Source organism: Arthrobacter gyeryongensis (genome assembly GCF_039543785.1).
Taxonomy (GTDB): Bacteria; Actinomycetota; Actinomycetes; order Actinomycetales; family Micrococcaceae; genus Arthrobacter; species Arthrobacter gyeryongensis.
Map to the genome: position 1 here is coordinate 136,600 of NZ_BAABKK010000006.1, position 16,495 is coordinate 153,094.

The 16,495-nt window shown below is 64.7% G+C and carries 15 protein-coding genes; 4 read left to right on the forward strand and 11 right to left on the reverse strand.

What is annotated here, in order from left to right; translation table 11 throughout:
- Positions 1-18: 18 nt before the first annotated feature.
- The gene (locus tag ABEA18_RS04550) at positions 19-723 is read left to right on the forward strand and encodes an alpha/beta fold hydrolase (RefSeq protein WP_345448120.1); all 705 of its coding nucleotides are present in this window, start codon (positions 19-21) and stop codon (positions 721-723) included.
- On the opposite strand, the gene ABEA18_RS04555 is transcribed toward ABEA18_RS04550, so the two are convergent.
- Positions 724-1,665, reverse strand: coding sequence for an NAD-dependent epimerase/dehydratase family protein (locus ABEA18_RS04555; RefSeq protein WP_345448121.1), 942 nt, complete (start codon positions 1,663-1,665; stop codon positions 724-726).
- 228 nt (positions 1,666-1,893) lie between these two features.
- Between ABEA18_RS04555 and ABEA18_RS04560 the strand changes: the two genes are divergently transcribed.
- Positions 1,894-2,997 carry a hypothetical protein gene (locus tag ABEA18_RS04560; RefSeq protein WP_345448122.1) on the forward strand — a complete coding sequence of 368 codons (1,104 nt, stop codon included), beginning with the start codon at positions 1,894-1,896 and terminating at the stop codon, positions 2,995-2,997.
- Between the two features lie 62 nt (positions 2,998-3,059).
- Positions 3,060-3,503 (forward strand): tautomerase family protein, encoded by a 444-nt coding sequence (locus tag ABEA18_RS04565; RefSeq protein ID WP_345448123.1) that lies wholly within the window; start codon positions 3,060-3,062, stop codon positions 3,501-3,503.
- 53 nt (positions 3,504-3,556) lie between these two features.
- Here the strand turns inward: ABEA18_RS04565 and ABEA18_RS04570 are convergent, their stop codons facing one another.
- The 5 genes from ABEA18_RS04570 to ABEA18_RS04590 all read right to left on the reverse strand — a co-directional run bounded on the left by ABEA18_RS04570 (position 3,557) and on the right by ABEA18_RS04590 (position 6,688).
- Positions 3,557-3,871, reverse strand: coding sequence for a carboxymuconolactone decarboxylase family protein (locus ABEA18_RS04570; protein WP_345448124.1), 315 nt, complete (start codon positions 3,869-3,871; stop codon positions 3,557-3,559).
- Positions 3,868-4,776: a helix-turn-helix transcriptional regulator gene (locus ABEA18_RS04575; RefSeq protein ID WP_345448125.1), complete on the reverse strand. Its 909-nt coding sequence runs from the start codon at positions 4,774-4,776 to the stop codon at positions 3,868-3,870. The genes ABEA18_RS04570 and ABEA18_RS04575 overlap by 4 nt, the downstream gene beginning before the upstream one ends.
- Positions 4,777-4,820: 44 nt before the next feature.
- Positions 4,821-5,546, reverse strand: coding sequence for an SDR family oxidoreductase (locus tag ABEA18_RS04580; RefSeq protein WP_345448126.1), 726 nt, complete (start codon positions 5,544-5,546; stop codon positions 4,821-4,823).
- A 115-nt stretch (positions 5,547-5,661) separates the two neighbouring features.
- Complete coding sequence (locus tag ABEA18_RS04585) at positions 5,662-6,204, reverse strand: hypothetical protein (RefSeq protein ID WP_345448127.1); 543 nt, start codon at positions 6,202-6,204, stop codon at positions 5,662-5,664.
- Positions 6,205-6,256: 52 nt separating this feature from the next.
- The gene (locus ABEA18_RS04590; RefSeq protein ID WP_345448128.1) at positions 6,257-6,688 is read right to left on the reverse strand and encodes a MarR family winged helix-turn-helix transcriptional regulator; all 432 of its coding nucleotides are present in this window, start codon (positions 6,686-6,688) and stop codon (positions 6,257-6,259) included.
- Positions 6,689-6,788: 100 nt separating this feature from the next.
- Between ABEA18_RS04590 and ABEA18_RS04595 the strand changes: the two genes are divergently transcribed.
- On the forward strand, positions 6,789-8,684 hold the full coding sequence (locus tag ABEA18_RS04595) for an ABC transporter ATP-binding protein (RefSeq protein ID WP_345448129.1): 1,896 nt from the start codon (positions 6,789-6,791) through the stop codon (positions 8,682-8,684).
- Here ABEA18_RS04595 and ABEA18_RS04600 read toward each other — a convergent pair.
- From ABEA18_RS04600 to kdpA, 5 genes are all read right to left on the reverse strand, one after another.
- Positions 8,674-9,351: a response regulator gene (locus tag ABEA18_RS04600; RefSeq protein WP_345448130.1), complete on the reverse strand. Its 678-nt coding sequence runs from the start codon at positions 9,349-9,351 to the stop codon at positions 8,674-8,676. The genes ABEA18_RS04595 and ABEA18_RS04600 overlap by 11 nt on opposite strands.
- Positions 9,348-11,996 carry a DUF4118 domain-containing protein gene (locus ABEA18_RS04605; protein WP_345448131.1) on the reverse strand — a complete coding sequence of 883 codons (2,649 nt, stop codon included), beginning with the start codon at positions 11,994-11,996 and terminating at the stop codon, positions 9,348-9,350. Before ABEA18_RS04605 ends, ABEA18_RS04600 begins: the two co-directional genes overlap by 4 nt.
- Positions 11,997-12,070: 74 nt before the next feature.
- Positions 12,071-12,682: a K(+)-transporting ATPase subunit C gene (kdpC, locus tag ABEA18_RS04610; RefSeq protein WP_345448132.1), complete on the reverse strand. Its 612-nt coding sequence runs from the start codon at positions 12,680-12,682 to the stop codon at positions 12,071-12,073.
- Between the two features lie 9 nt (positions 12,683-12,691).
- Positions 12,692-14,830 (reverse strand): potassium-transporting ATPase subunit KdpB, encoded by a 2,139-nt coding sequence (kdpB, locus tag ABEA18_RS04615; protein WP_345448133.1) that lies wholly within the window; start codon positions 14,828-14,830, stop codon positions 12,692-12,694.
- Positions 14,827-16,494 (reverse strand): potassium-transporting ATPase subunit KdpA, encoded by a 1,668-nt coding sequence (gene kdpA / locus ABEA18_RS04620; RefSeq protein ID WP_345448134.1) that lies wholly within the window; start codon positions 16,492-16,494, stop codon positions 14,827-14,829. Before kdpA ends, kdpB begins: the two co-directional genes overlap by 4 nt.
- Position 16,495 lies beyond the last annotated feature (1 nt).

Here is a 16,495-nt window from a genome sequence, read left to right on the forward strand (position 1 = left end):
CCGTCGTAGGGTACCGGCATGGACATCATCATGGTTCCCGGATTCTGGTTGGACGCTTCTTCGTGGTCGGAGGTCACCCCGCCGCTCGTTGCTGCGGGGCACACGGTCCACCCGCTCACGCTGCCTGGGCTGGAGGCCATTGACGCCCCGAGGTCCGGCATCGGCCTCAGGGACCACATCGACGCAGTAGTAGCGGCCGTCGACGCCGTCGACAATCCCGTCGTACTGGTCGGCCACTCCGGTGGAGGCGCCATCATCCACGGCGCGGTCGACGCCCGCCCGGACCGCGTGGTCCGGGCCGTCTACGTTGACAGCGGCCCCCTTGGCGAGGGCGGCGTCATTAACGACGAGCTGCCAGTCGAGGGCGATGCCGTGCCCCTGCCACCGTGGGAGCTTTTCGAAAATGAGGACCTCGTGGACCTCAACGACGAGCTGCGGGCCGCCTTCCGCGCACGCGCCATCCCCGAACCAAAGAACGTCACCACGGATAAGCAGCGGCTGCACGATGTGCGCCGCTACGACGTCCCGGCCACCATCATCGCGTGCGAGTTCCCCTCCAGCCTGCTCGGCGAATGGATCGAATCCGGCCATCCCTTCGTGGCCGAGCTCGCGCGCATCAACGACGTCGAATTCATGGATCTGCCCACCGGACACTGGCCGCAGTTCACGAAGCCGGTTGAACTCGGGAAAGCCATTCTTGCGGCGGTTGAGCGGACTGGATAGTCACCGCACTGGATGTCGTGTTGGAGGCTTGCGGTAGCTGTCCACCGTGACCTCCAGCGCTTCGTCCCAAGGTGTTGCCGTGACACCCAGCATCTTCTGCGTTTCCGTAGAGTCGATCACGAAGGGCATCGTGAATTGGTAGCTTGAAGCTGAGATCTCGCGCATCATCGGAACGACTGCGCCGAGAGCGCTGAGAAACCATTGCGGGATCGAGGCGACCCGGCCATTCACGCCCCACCGCTCATTTACCCGCCGCACGATCTCCGTTCGCGGGACGGACGCACTAGGCACATGCCAGGCACGCCCCCAATCGCCCGTGTGGTCTGCAGCAGCGATCAGCGTCGCGGCGATATCGGCGAGGAAGCTCCAACTGTGCTCAAGTGCCGGGTCCCCTACGACGCGCGCCGTCTTCGAGGCCAAGAGCGGTTCGAAAAAACCACCGCCGAGGTGTGTCGACATCCCCGCAGCGCCAGGACCGAAGTAGTCGCTCGCCCGAACCTCCACGGCCCGGATTTCACCGCGTTCGTGCGCGGCGAGCACTTTCTCCCAACCCGCCTTGCGTACGAGGCCCTTTTTCTCGGTGGTGGCGAGCTGTGAATGCTCGGTCATCGGACCGTCCGGCGGGCCGTACGCATAGAGGTTGCCCATGAGCACAAGCGCGGCCCCGGAGTCACGCGCCGACTTGATCGCGGCGTCGAAGATCGGAGGCCAATCGGCTACCCAATTGGTGTAGGGCGGGTTGGTGCAAACGAAGATCGTGTCGGCTCCGTGTGCAGCCCGAGTCACGTCGGCCGGGTTGCTCGCGTCCAGTTTCACGGGAGTAGCCCCGGGGACCGTTGTGCCACTGCGCGTGCCGAGAGTTACCTGGTCTCCACGGGCGGAGAGCTGCCTCGCGAGCGTCCCGCCTACGAGTCCCGCGCCGAGGATAAGATGGCGTGCCACGATGGTTTCTCCCTAACTCTCCGGCGATGCTTTGCTGGTGACGTCGCGCCGAAGTACGGCGCAGCCCCTTACCCTTGACAAGATCCGAGGGTGGAATGAATGATACGAGCCTCATCAGCTTTGTCCCTACCGGTGGTCAATAGCTGAATTGGTGTCTAACAATGTCGAAAGAGCGCATTGACAGTACTAGTGTGGGCGTGTTTTTCAGTCGGGTTGCTTGGGTTGCTCTTGAACTGGATGAGCGTGATCGGAACGCTGATCGTGCCGCGGCCGCTGCACAGCAACCTTTCACGGGTGACCCATTTGGTCACTGCGAAAATCTTCTTTGTCATCACAAAGCCCCTCACCTCGTACGAAGTACGGGATCGGATCCTCGCCTGGCAGTCTCCCATGGCGCTGTTCGTCCGCCTGCTGGTTTGGGTGATCGTGTTCGATTTGTCGTTCAGTCTCCTGCTTCTTCCATTCGTCGACGGTGACCTCTGGCAAGCCGCAAGCGAGGCCGGCTCCGCGATGTTCACCCTCGGCTACGCTGCTCCATCGAATGTCGGCAACACAGTGTTGGTTTACGTAGCCGCTTATACCGGGTTGATCGTGATCGCTTTGCAGATCGGTTACCTGCCAACGCTCTATGCAGCCTTCAACAGGCGGGAGGCGGAAGTAACGCTCCTGGTATCGAGGGCAGGCTCACCCTCATGGGGACCGGAACTTCTGGTGCGCACACGGTTTGGCATGGCCGCCCAAACCAGCACCAGCGAGCTCAGCGAGCTTTACCAAAGATGGGAACGATGGGCCGCGGATGTCGCCGAATCACACAGCACCTACCTGACGCTGGTATGGTTCCGTTCGCCTTCACCGCAATCGAACTGGCTCAACTCCCTCGTCAGCGTCATGGACGCGGCCGCGTTGCAGCTTTCCCTGAGTCCGGGGTCCGCCCCGAGCACCCGGGCGCGGCTGGTCATTCGGATGGGGTTCACCTGCTTGAACCAAGTGGCCCGGGCTATTCGTATCCCTGTCGAGGAAGACCCCGATCCAGATTCCGAAATCGACGTGAAATTCGAAGACTTTCGAGCCGCCGTGGAACTCATGAGGACTGTCGATTACCCGATTGAGGTGACGGCGGAGCAAGCCTGGCCCCATTTCAGAGGCTGGCGCGTCAACTACGAAAGGGTCGCATACGCCCTCGCCTACGCGATCGACGCCCCGCCATCAATGTGGAGCGGCCCACGACGCTTCGCGTCCGAACCGATCATGCCGCACCGGCCGAAGAACCGCACTTCCAAGGACGTCAAGCCGGACGACCCGCAAATGATCGCCCAGCGGAAGACACAGTGAGAACAAGATGCAAGGATGGCACAACAAATGACCGTTGACCTGCACCGAAGAGGAGAAGCATCATGCCCATGATCGACGTGTACGCCACGGCAGGGACCTTTGCCGACAAGCACAAGCTCGCCGTTGATCTGGCGTCGACGGTGATGCGCGTGGAGCAGGTGCCGGATATCCCGATGTTCCGCAAGAACACGGCGGCATTCATCCACGAACTCCCGGAGGGAGATCTGTCGAATGTCGACGGCGACAGCAACTACGTGCGCGTCCAGGTGCTCACGAACGCGGGCGCCCTGGACCGTGACAAGCAGCTCGCTTTGGTCGAACAGCTCACCGCGCTCGTCGCGGCGGCGGCTGCGGACCCGATGCTGCCCGATCGAACCTGGGTCCTTCTCACGGAAGCGCCCGACGGCGGCTGGGGCCTCAACGGGCACGCCAACACGAATGAGGAGCTCATCGCAGCCGCGCGCGCACAGATTGCCTCCCTCCAAGGGCAGACCCCGCCGGCCTGACTTCGGCAGCAACAGGGAAAGAGGGCGCAAAGCGCCCCCGGACGTGAATTTGGCTACTCGGCAAACACCTGCTTGGCGACCGCCATGGCGGACATCGCTTTCGGCCAACCCGCGTAGAAGGCCAGGTGCGTAATCGCCTCGCTCAATTCGGCCTCGCTCAGTCCGTTGGCCTTCGCAAGACGCAGGTGCCCGAAAAGCTGTTCGGTGCTGCCGCTCGTCACGAGACAGGCGACGGTAATGAGGCTCCGGTCGCGCTTGGCCAGTTCGGACCGTTCCCAGACGTCAGCGAAGAGAACGTCGTCGGTCAGGGAGGCAAGTTTGGGCGAGATGTCTCCGACGAGTTGCTGGGCACGGGATTGTTCAGTCACGGGGTTCTCCTTGTTAGTGATTCGTTTACGGGGGCGAAGGGTCCGCCTTCAGCGTCCTCAGCGCCGTCCACGGGTGCCCAACTGTTGAGCAGCCGGAGCCCTTCCTCGGACCGGGAACCCGGTTCGGCGGCATAAATGAGGAGGGTGAGGCCCTCGTCCGTGGTCAGTTGCATGGCCTCGTACGTGAGTTCCAAATCACCAACAGCGGGATGCCGAAGGCGCTTGGCGCCGTTGCGGTGGACGAGGACTTCGTGTGAAGCCCAGAGCTGGCGGAAGGGTTCGCTGTGGGTCGCGAGTTCGCCGATGAGGTCGGTGAGGCCTTTGTCGTAGGGGTTCTTGCCGGCCTCGGCGCGAAGGGTTGCGACCATGCCGCGGGCCATTTCCGGCCAATCAGGATAGAAGTCCCCCGCGCGTGGGTTCAGGAAAAGGAATCGAGCGGTGTTTCCTGGCCGTCGGGGATCGACGAAGATCGGCGCGTAGAGCGCCCGTCCCAGACGGTTGCCGGCAAGGAAATCGGCTTTGCCGTTCCTGACCCAGGCCGGTGCCGCGATCGAGTCGAGTATGCGCTGCACGGCCGGGCGTATGTGGAGCGCCGCAGGGCGTGCGCGGCGGGCCCCGCTGCTATTGGCTGTGTTGGCGAGATCGAAGAGGTGGGCGTGCTCAACCTCGCTCAGCTGGAGGGTGCGCGCGACCGCGTCGAGAATACTCTCCGAGACACCGGAGATATTGCCGCGCTCCATGCGCACGTAGTAGTCCACGCTCACGCCTGCCAGCATCGCCACTTCCTCGCGCCGAAGGCCCTTGACGCGCCGGTTACGCCCGTAGGTGGGAATCCCGGCCTGTTCCGGCGTGACCCGGGCGCGACGCGACGTCAGGAAGTCCTGCACCTCGGTCCTGTTGTCCATTCCATTCCTTAGTTTCGACGACGGCGGCGCACGGGTCCGCCGATTCAGGCCTGGCCGGCGGGGCGCAACAGGATCTCGTTGATGGTGAGGTGCCGCGGGCGGTTGACTGCGAACGCGATCACTTCGGCGATGTCCTCGGCCGTGACGGTCACCTGGCCGTACAACGCTTCGGCGCCCTGCCGGGTCTGCTCATGCGTGATGTGGCTCGGAAGCTCCGTAGCAACCGCCCCGGGTTCGATGACCGTGACCCGAACCCCCGGCTGAAGTTCCTGCCGGAGTGATTCGGACCAGCCGTTCATTCCCCACTTCGTCGCGGCGTAGACGCCATTGCCCGGCCTGGCCGTCCTGCCGGCGACAGAAGAGATGTTGACCAAGTCCCCGCCACCATCGCGGAGCTGGTCCAAAAAGACCTCCGTCGCGGTGATCGCCCCAATGAGGTTCACTTCGATCATCTGGCGGTAGTCGTCCTGCTGGTCCGATGAGAACGGGCCGAGCAGCATGATCCCCGCGTTGTTCACTAACACGTCGGTCCCGCCGAACTCTGCCTTGACCCGCTCCGCAGCCGCCACGATGGTGCCGCGGTCGGTGACATCTGCCTCAATGGCAATGGCGCCATCCCCGAGCTCATCAGCCAAGGCCTGGATCCGGTCGGACCTCCGTGCGAGGAGGGCGACCCGGTAACCGTCTGCGGCCAGGGCCCGCGCCGTGGCGACCCCGATTCCCGACGACGCCCCAGTGATGACGGCAACCCGTCCTTCTCCAGTACCCATGATTTGTCCCTCTTTCGGTGAAAGCTTGTCTACTCGCTTTCAATCCTAGGAACGCACGTTGGAATGAGGCAGGGTCCGCTATTACCTGTTTCCCGATGAACTCCGGGGTCCGGGATCAGAGCGGCGGATATCTTCTGAGGCCCACCACTCCGCCCACGGCAATCAGGGTTCCGCCGAAGGCCACCAGGATTCCAGCCACTGGGACGGTTGGAGCGAGGGGATGGTCGCCCTGGGCGAGCGAGCCAGGGTCGATCCGGGCGGCGGCCACCGCCGAGGCTGAGTTTTGCGTCGAGGGGCTCGGATTGGAAACGATCGGCGAAGGCACTGCAGCGACGGTTGTGGCGGGTGGCGCCACCTGGGTGGGGGCCGGCTGCGCGGTCACCGCCGTCGAGGGCATTGAAGCGCCACCGGACGGAACCGCGACGCCGGGATCCGGCTGGGGTTGCGGTTGTACCGGCGGGCGGGCCGTGGCGGACGGCGTTGCTGTTCCCGTCGGCCGGGGAGATGGGGAGTTGCCGGGAGAGCACATGCCAACCACACCTAGAAGGCCTTGCGAATCGCAGTTTGCGGCCCACGCTCTCTCTGCTGGCGCAAGTGCGATCAGGCACAACGCGAAAGGGAGCGCGACGAGGGCAACTGGAACCTTCCGGCGAGTCATGGCTTCGACTCTACCTACTCTGCGGCAACTTGGCAGGCGGGCGGCGTTCGCTTCAGTCCCTGAGCTGCCCCAGAATCCGGGCCAATTCGGCGCGATCTTCTGCGCTGAGCCGGGCAAAGTACTCGGAGGATTTGCCGCGCCTTTCAGCACTGATCTTCGCAAAGAGTTGCTGCCCGTCCGCTGTGGCGGCGACGAGGGTGGCACGCCGGTCCGTGGGGTCCGGATCGCGACGGACGAGGCCTTTGACCTCGAGCTGGTCCACCACTTCCGTGGCCGAACGCGGAGCAATGCGAAGGCGTTCCGCAAGGTCTTTCAGCCGCATCGGCTCACCGGGCGCCGGGCGCATCAGCGTCATAAGCGCCCGCCATTGGTGCGGCGTCAGCTCCCACGGAGACAGCTGTTCGGACCAGGTCCTACGCAGCCCCCGGAAAGCGGCATGGAAGAGATCGCCGAGGTCGGCAGAATCAGGGGGCTGTGAGTGCACTCTGCCAGTCTAGCAATTTGACCCGTAACCACATAGTGAGGTAACCTCTGTATTAGTCAGCGCGATTCCCGCGCCCCTCTCGCCACTGGAGGTGGTGCTTATGACGGAGAACATCCTCACCCAAAATCCCCATCGACCGGGCGTTGGAGCCCGAAGTCCCGGCCGCGGCCCCGCCCGCCTCAATCCTGCCGACCGCACCCAGTTGAAACAGCATCCCGTGAGCCTCAAACGGATCGCCGGGCTGTTCACCCCGCACAAAGTGACCATTGCCGCCGTCGTGCTTCTCATCAGCGCTTCCAGCATCATCGGCCTGGCGCAGCCGTTCCTGGTCCGCCACATCATCGACGTCGCACTCCCCGGCAAGGATCTGCCGCTTCTTGTATGGCTGGCCGCCGGATTGATCGCCGTGGCAGCCGCGACCGCCCTCATTGGCGTGCTGCAGACCTGGATGACCACGGGCATGGGCCAGAAGATCATGCACACGCTGCGCACTCGCTTGTTCACACACCTGCAGCAGCAATCACTGGGATTCTTTACCCGGACCCGCAGCGGCGAAGTGCAGTCGCGCTTGAACAACGACATTTCCGGCCTGCAGCAAGTCATCACCTCCACCGCGACCGGCGTTGCCTCCAACCTGACCACCGCCATTGCCACTGCCATCGCGATGGTGGCCATTTCTCCCGGGCTCTCACTCCTGTCCCTGATAGTGATCCCGCCGGCTGTCTGGTTCACCCGCCGGGTGGCCCTGCTCCGGCGCAACATCACGTCAACGCTGCAGAGCGAACTGGCCACCATGAACACGCAGGTCGAGGAAGGGCTGTCAGTGTCCGGCGTCCGGCTCTCGAAAACCCTCGGAACCACCAAGCGCGACGCCCACCGCTATACGGAAAGCTCCAAACGGCTGATCGGCCTGGAGATGCGCTCCCAATTGGCCGGCCGCTGGCGGATGTCCACCATGGGCATCATCTTCTCGGCCATTCCGGCGCTGATCTACCTCGCCGCCGGGCTGCCCGTCACTAGCGGCGGCATGACCATCGGCACGCTCGTGGCGTTCACCGCGCTGCAAGGCGCCATCTTCCGCCCCGTCATGAGCCTGCTGGACCTCGGCGTCCAATGGGTCACGGCGATGGCCCTGTTCAGCCGCATCTTTGAGTACCTGGACTTGGCTCCCGAGATCACTCCCCCGGCGCGGCCCGCCCCCCTGGACCCGGCCGCCGTGCGCGGCGAGGTCCGCTTCGAGGGCGTCAGTTTCGCGTACGACGGCGGCACGGAAGTCCTGCACGGCATCGACCTTAAGCTTCCGGCCGGCACGAGCACCGCAATCGTTGGCCCCACGGGCTCCGGAAAATCGACGCTGGGCTCGCTGGTCCCGCGCCTACATGACGCCACCGCCGGGCGGATCACCATTGACGGCGTGGACGTGCGCGACATCGCCCCGGAGGACCTGACGAAAATCGTGGGCGTGGTGTCCCAGGAGACGTACCTGATCCACGACACCATCCGGGAAAACCTCCTGCTGGCCGCACCCGGCGCGGACGACGCAGTCCTGTGGAGCGCCTTGGCCTCGGCGCAGATCGCGGACCTGATCGCAAGCTTGCCCGACGGCCTGGACACCATGGTCGGCGCCCGCGGCCACCGGTTCTCCGGAGGAGAACAGCAGCGCCTGGCCATTGCCCGGACCATCCTGCGCAATCCCAAAGTGCTGGTACTGGACGAAGCTACCTCCGCCCTGGACAACGCCACCGAGGCCCACGTCCAGGCGGCGCTCGACCGCCTGGCCGTCGGCCGGACTACGCTCACCATCGCCCACAGGCTCTCCACCGTGGAGAAAGCGGACCAGCTGGCGGTCCTCTCTGGCGGTGCGATCGTGGAGTTCGGAACGCCCGGACAACTTCGCGATTCGGGCGGCGCGTATGCGCAGCTCGTCGATGCCGGAGGGACTGTGGAGTTTGAAGACCACGCCCTGCCAGCCCTGAGAGCCAGGCTCACGGCATGAAACGGTACCCGATCCCTACCTCGGTGATCAGGTGGCGCGGGTTCCCGGGCTCCGGTTCCAGTTTCCGGCGGAGCTGCGCCATGTACACACGCAGGTAGTTGGCTTCCTTGGCGTAGGCCGGCCCCCAGACCTCGCTGAGGAGCTGCTGCTGGGTGATCAGCTTCTCGGGATTCCGCACGAAGAGATCCAGGATCCGCCACTCGGTCGGCGTCAGCCGGATGTCTTCGCCGTCGCGCGTCACGCGTCTCATGGCCAAATCCGCAGTGAACGATTCAGTGACCAGCACGGGCGGTTCCTCACTCGGTTCCGACGTGCGCCGCAGGATCGCCCGGAGACGCGCCAGCAGCTCGTCGAGTCCGAAGGGCTTGGTGATGTAGTCGTCCGCGCCGGCGTCCAGGGCTTCAACCTTGTCGTCGGAGCCGTGCCGGGCGGAGAGGACCAGGATGGGCACGCTGCTCCACTCACGCAAGCGGGTGATGACCGTGGTTCCGTCGATGTCCGGCAAACCCAGGTCGAGGATCAAGACGCCCACCGGGTGCTGGGCGGCGGAGCGCAAGGCCGATTCGCCGTCGGACGCAGTGGCCACGGTGTAACCGTGGGCTTGGAGCGTAATCCGCAAGGCCTTGACGATGTGGGGATCGTCGTCCACTACCAGGACATTGCTCATCTCGCCTCCCCGGGGGCGCCATCCGGGCTGCCCGACGGCGGCACATGGCGGCGCTGCAAAAGAACCGATTGCGCTTCCATGGGAGCTTGCGCCTCCTCGTGCGGGAACGCGACCCCTGTGGACAGCGGAAGCCGAATGACCATGGTCAGGCCACCGCCCGGAGTCTCTTCCGCGGTGAGCGTTCCTCCCATCGCTTCCGTGAATCCCTTCGCCACGGCGAGCCCCAAGCCAACCCCAGTGGTGGAAGGGACGTCGTTGAGCCGCTGGAACGGCTGGAACATCCTGACGACACTCTCGGCAGGGACTCCTTGGCCGTGGTCGATGATGCGCAGTTCCCCCGACGGCCTCCCGTCCAGGGTCGATGAACTGAAGCCACCCGCGGCTCCCACCAGCACAACATCGGAATCCGGAGCGTACTTGATGGCGTTCTCCACGATGTTGGCAATGACGCGTTCCAGCATCCCGGAGTCGGCGTCGATCTCCGGCATGTTTCCCGGCAGGTCGACGCGCACCCGGCCCGGCGGTATGCCATGGAGGGCGGTCGGAATCACTTCGTACCAGCGCACCGGGCGAATGAGGGCGTTCACCGAGTCCGAGGTGATGCGGGACATGTCCAGGAGGTTCCCCACGAGGACGTCGAGCCTGTCCGAGCACTCCTCGATGGTTGCCAGCAGTTCCTGTTCCTCCTCGGGTGTGTAATGGACGTCGCTTTGCCGCAAGCCACCCACGGCCAACTTGATCCCGGCCAACGGAGTCCGCAAATCGTGGGAGACGGCGCGCAGGATGGAGGTTCGCATAGTGTTGCTCTCGGCCAAGCGCATGACCTCCCGTCGGCTGGCTGCCAGTTGTCGCCGTTCGAGTTGAGCCGAAAGGTGCGCGCCGAAGGCGCTGAGCAACCGGCGGTCGCTGGCCGGCAGGATGCGGCCGGACAGGACCAGCCGGGTTCCGGCGTCGATCTGTTCGGTGTTTTCGCCGCCGTCGGGCGGTAGTGGTGCGGCCTCTCCCGCTTTGGCGACGAGGCGCCAGCCGCCGGTCGCCACGCCAGCCGGGCCCGCGGCGCCAGCCCTGTACAACGCAGCCCCGCGCATCTGGAATACATCCAGCGCTTGCTTCAAGAGCCCCTCGACAGTGTCCTCGGCGCTCGATGCCCCACGCGTGAGGTCCCCCAGGGTGGTGGCCTCGGCTCGGGCACGGGCAGCTTCCTTGGAACGCCTGGCCGATACGTCCACGACGGCGGCCACTGCAGCTGAAACGCCCACGAAGACGAGCAACGCCAGGATGTTCTCGGGGTCGCTGATGGTCAGGGTTCCCACGGGCGGTATGGAGAAGAAGTTCACCAACAGGCTGCTCCACAAGGCACCGAGCAGGGCGGGCCACAACCCGCCGACCAGCGCCACGGCAACCGAGCCCGTGAGCTGGAGGAGCACCGCCGTCGCAATGCTGTGCGAAGGGCTCGCGGCCAGCAGGAGCTGCAAAAGAACCGGAAGGACCACCGCCATGGCAAACCCGACGATCACCCTGGTGCGGCCAAGGTCCCGCTGCCGCCGACGGTCGACGCCCCGGCCACCCAGCGGATGCGAAACCATGTGCACGTCAATATCGCCCGAGTCACGGACCACCCGGTTGCCGATCCCCCGGCCGGTCAGCCGGGCGACGAGGCTCCGGCGTCGGGAAATCCCGACGACGATCTGCGTAGCGTTCACGCTGCGGGCGAAGTCCAGCAAGGCCTTGGCCGGATCCTCCCCCGCCACCGTGTGGTAACTGCCGCCCAAATCCCGGACCAAAAGGCGCTGGGATTCCAACGCCTGCGGAGATTCCGACGCCACGCCATCGGCGGCGCGGACATGCACCGCGAGCAAGTCGCCGCCGTTGACGCGCTTGAGGATCCGGGCGGCGCGGCGGACGAGGACGTCTCCTTCAGGGCCGCCTGTGAGGCCGACGACTATGCGTTCGCGGGCTGGCCAGCTCGCCTCGATCCCCTGTTCCGAACGGTACTTCGCGAGCCCTTCGTCCACACGATCGGCCAGCCACAGCAGGGCCAGTTCCCGTAATGCCGTCAGGTTGCCCATCCGGAAATAGTTGGAAAGGGCTGCGTCGATCTTGTCCGCCGAGTAGATCTTGCCGTCGCCCAGCCGTTGCCGCAGCAGCTCCGGTGAGATGTCCACAAGGTGTATTTGATCGGCACGCCGCACGACGTCGTCGGGCACTGTCTCCGCCTGCCGGACGTCGGTAATGGCACTTACAACGTCACCGAGGGATGCCAGATGCTGCACGTTGACGGTGGAGAGGACGTTGATACCGGCGTCGAGCAGTTCCTCGACGTCCTGCCAACGCTTGGGATTTCGGCTTCCTGGGATATTCGAGTGAGCGTATTCATCGACGACGGCGGTGCGCGGCTTGCGTGCCAAGACTGCGTCGACGTCCATCTCTTCAAAGCTGGTATCCCGGTACGCAATCGTGTGCGGTGGAATGACTTCCAGTCCATCCATCAAGGCCCGGGTCTCGCTGCGCCCATGGTCCATGGCGAAAGCCACTACCACGTCTTCACCGCGCCCGCGGAGCCGATGGGCCTCTTCAAGCATGGCGTAGGTCTTCCCTACTCCCGGGGCTGCCCCGAGGAAAATGCGCAGCGTTGCCCGTGCCATGTGGTCATTCTTTCACTTGTTGAACGCGGCGGTTCCCCGCGCTGAGCTGGCCACACTCGCTTGGCGGATTTCCTTCACTTGGCCGGCACCGCTGCGGCTATGTCCAGATTCAGCTCCGTGACGTTGACGGACGGCTGCCCCAGGAAGGCCTCAAGTCCGGTGACTGTGCGGCGGTCCACCATGGCCTGCACGGCTTCAGGACTCAGCCCGTGCGCCTTGGCCACCCTCGGCACCTGGAGCCGGGCATAGGCCACCGAGATCTGCGGGTCCAGACCGGAACCGCTCGCCGTCACGGCGTCGGCGGGGACGTCGGACTCCTTGACCCCTTCCGCGGCGGCAACGGCGGCACGATTGGCTTTGACAGCGTCGAGCAGTTTTGGATCGTTGGGTCCCAGGTTGGAGGCGGTTGACGCTGCCGGGTCCCACTTGGCCGCCGAAGGGCGGGCGTGGAACCACAGCGGGTTCTGGGTGCCGGCGTCGTTGGCGGAGACTTGCGCCATCAGGGCGGAAGCGGCGGGCTTACCGGCCGAGTCCCTCACGATGGAGCCATTGGCTTGGAAGGGTGCAACGGCCTGGCCGATGGCGAATATCGCCAATGGGTAGATCAATCCAAGGACCACGGTGGCCAGGAGCAGGAACCGCAGGGCCGTTCCTGCTTGCCGAAGATAGCCGGGAAGGGTATTCATGGTTGTCTCCTAGCCGATGCCGGGGATGAGGGAAATGAGCAGGTCGATGAGCTTTATCCCGATGAAAGGTGCCACGAGTCCGCCGAGGCCGTAGATGGCCAGGTTCCTGGCGAGCGCCTGGTTCGCCGAGACAGCCCGGTACTTGACGCCGCGCAGGGCGAGCGGAACCAGGGCGATGATGATGAGGGCGTTGAAGATCACTGCGGACAGGATGGCCGAGGACGGCGATGCCAGACCCATGATGTTCAAGAGCCCCAGTCCGGGGAAAGCGCCCGTGAACAGGGCTGGAACGATCGCGAAGTACTTTGCGACATCGTTGGCCACAGAGAATGTGGTCAGGGCGCCGCGGGTGATGAGCAGCTGTTTGCCGATGCCCACAATGTTGATGAGCTTGGTGGGATCCGAGTCCAGGTCCACCATGTTGGCAGCTTCCTTGGCGGCCGGAGTACCCGAATTCATGGCGACGCCGACATCCGCCGCGGCCAGCGCGGGCGCATCGTTGGTGCCGTCGCCGGTCATGGCCACCAGCCGGCCGTGCGCCTGTTCGTCCTTGATGACCGCGAGTTTGTCTTCCGGAGTCGCCTCGGCGACGAAATCGTCGACGCCGGACTCCGCGGCGATTGCCTTGGCCGTGATGGGGTTGTCACCCGTGATCATCACCGTCCGGATGCCCATCCGGCGCAGTTCGGCGAAGCGGGCGTGCATGCCCGGCTTGACCACATCGGCAAGGTGGATAGTGCCGAGGACCCGGGCTCCGCCGTCGTGCGCGACGCCGGCCACCAACAGCGGGGTGCCGCCCTGGGCGGAGATTTCCCTTACCTTGCTATCGACCTCGGCAGGCGTGTGTCCGCCGGCGTCCGCGACGAACTTCGCGACGGCTGTTGCGGCGCCTTTGCGGATCTTCCGTCCGTCGAGATCCAGGCCGCTCATGCGCGTGCTGGCACTGAACTCGACAACTGCGAACTCTTCCGAACCTTTCAAGAGAGCGGCAAGGTCCGGGCCGCCGACGCCCTTTTCCGCCGCGAGATCCACGATCGAGCGTCCCTCCGGCGTCTCGTCGGCCAGGCTGGAGAGCCGGGCCGCCTCGATGAGTTCGGTCCGCTCGACGTCGTGGGCGGGGAAGAAGTTGACCGCCCGGCGGTTGCCGTAAGTGATGGTGCCTGTCTTGTCGAGCAGGAGCGTGGTGATGTCTCCGGCGGTCTCCACTGCGCGGCCGGAAGTGGCCAGGACGTTGTGCTGCACCAAGCGGTCCATGCCTGCGATGCCGATGGCCGGCACGAGCGCGCCGATCGTCGTCGGGATGAGGCAGACGAGCAGCGCCACCAGCACGATCGGCGATGGCGTTGCCCCCGGCAGGGAAGCGAATGGCGCCAAGCTCATGGTGACCGCCAGGAAGACGATGGTGAGGGAGACAAGGAGGACGTGGAGGGCGATTTCGTTGGGCGTCTTCTGCCGAACGGCGCCTTCCACGAGCTTGATCATCCGGTCAATGAACGTTTCGCCCGCCTCAGCCGTGATGCGAACGGCGATTCGGTCCGAAAGGACCTTGGTGCCGCCCGTCACCGAGGAGCGGTCGCCGCCGGATTCACGAATGACGGGTGCCGATTCACCGGTGATGGTGGATTCGTCCACGCTCGCCAGGCCTTCGATGATCTCGCCATCGGAGGGGATGACGTCCCCGGCTTCGCAAATGACGACGTCGTTCTTCCGTAGTTCCGTTCCCGGCACTTCCTTGAGAGTGCCGTCCTCAAGCCGAAGCCTGGCAACAACACCTTTCCTGCTGGCCCGGAGGCTGTCTGCCTGGGCCTTGCCGCGGCCCTCTGCGATGGCTTCCGACAATGTACCGAAGAGCACCGTCAGCCAAAGCCAGATTGTCACCGAGATGCCGAACACGGCCGGTTTGAGGATGCAAATGGCTGTGCAGAGAGCCGCCCCGACCAGCACGGTGAACATCACCGGAGAATGGATCATCTGCCGCGGCGCCAGCTTCCGTACTGCGACCGGCAGGGCGGTCCGGATGCTGGCAAGGTCCAGCTTGGCCGGCGCCTTGGTGTGGTGTTTGTGCTCCCCCGGAGTGCCCAGGGGATTTCCGTCCGCGTAGGTCTGGGTAGCGGTGTCCGAGGCTAATGCCGTGTTTGACCGGGTCATTTGAGGAGTCCTTCTGCGAGGGGGCCCAAGGCGAGGGCCGGGAAGTAGCTCAAGGCGGTCAAGATCACTGTGACACTGAGCAAAAGGGAGCCGAAGAGCCAGCCATGGGTGGGCACGGTTCCGGAGGATGCCGGGATCCGGGGTTGTTTCGCCAGGGAACCTGCCAGGGCCAGCACCAGCACGATGGGCAGATAGCGGCCCAGCAGCATGGCGACGCCCATCATCGTGGACAGGTACGGGCCCGAAGTGGTGATCCCGGCGAAGGCCGAGCCGTTGTTGTTGGCTCCGGAGGTGAAGGCGTAGAGCACTTCGCTGAATTGGTGTGGACCGGAGGCAGGTGCGTTAGCCACGGCATCCGGAAGCAGGACCGTGACTCCGGCCGTGGCCAGCACGACGACGGGCGTCACCAGGATGTACATGGCTGTGAGCTTCATTTCCCGGGGCCCGACTTTCTTGCCCAGGAATTCCGGTGTGCGGCCCACCATGAGCCCGGCGATGAACACCGAGACGATCGCGAGGATGAGCAGGCCGTAAAGCCCTGACCCCGTGCCGCCGGGGGCCACTTCGCCGAGCATCATGTTGACCATGGCCACGCCGCCGGCTAGGGGCGGCAGGGAATCATGGGCAACGTTGATTGCCCCCGTGGAAGTCAAGGTAGTGGCCGTGGCAAAGATCGAACTCTGGGCCGCGCCGAAGCGCTGCTCGAAGCCCTCGCCCAGACCGCCCGCCACTGCGGTTGCCGTCCCTTGCGCGCCGGCAACGGCCCAACCCATCAGCAATGTGGACGCCAGCCAGAGCGTGCCCATGACGCCGACGACGGTGTACCCCTGCCGCTGGTCCCCCACCATGCGGCCATAGGCGTACGGCAACGCGGAAGGAATGAGCAGGATCAGGAAGACTTCGAACAGGCTGATGAAGACGTTCGGGTTCTCAAACGGATGGGCCGAATTCGCGTTGAAGTAGCCGCCGCCGTTGGTGCCGAGGATCTTGATGGCTTCCTGGGAGGCTACAGGCCCGCCGGGAATGGTCTGGGTGACACCTGTTGCCTGGTTGACGACGTCGGTAGACCAGAAATTCTGCACCACGCCGCCGATGACCATCACGACGGCCGCAAGCGCGGCCATGGGGAGCAGCACGCGAAATGAGGTGCGGGCAAGATCCACCCAGAAATTCCCCAGCCTGTCCGTCCGGGTCCGCGCGATGCCGCGGATCAGCGCGACTACCACCACGATTCCGACGGCGGCAGAGAGGAAGTTCTGCACGGCCAGCAGGCACATCTGTACGAAGATGCCCACGGTGGTTTCAGGCGTGTACGTCTGCCAATTGGTGTTCGTGGCGAACGAGATGGCCGTGTTCACGGCCGTCCAAGGATCAACGCCGGGGAGGGAATTGTTCCCTGGCAGGATGCCTTGGAGCCGCTCGAGAAGGAACACCCCCAGGATGGACACCGCAGAGAAGACCAGGACGCTGCGCAAGTAGATCGACCAGCTCTGTTCGGCGCCGGCATCCACTCCGGCCAGCCTGTAGAACAGCCGCTCCACACGGGTCGACTTGTTGCCCTCGAACACGCGGGCAAGGTAGATGCCCAGGGGCTTGTGCACCAGGACCAACAGCAGGAGCAGGACGGCCACCTGGGTGACGAAGGAGGCAACGTTGAAAACCATC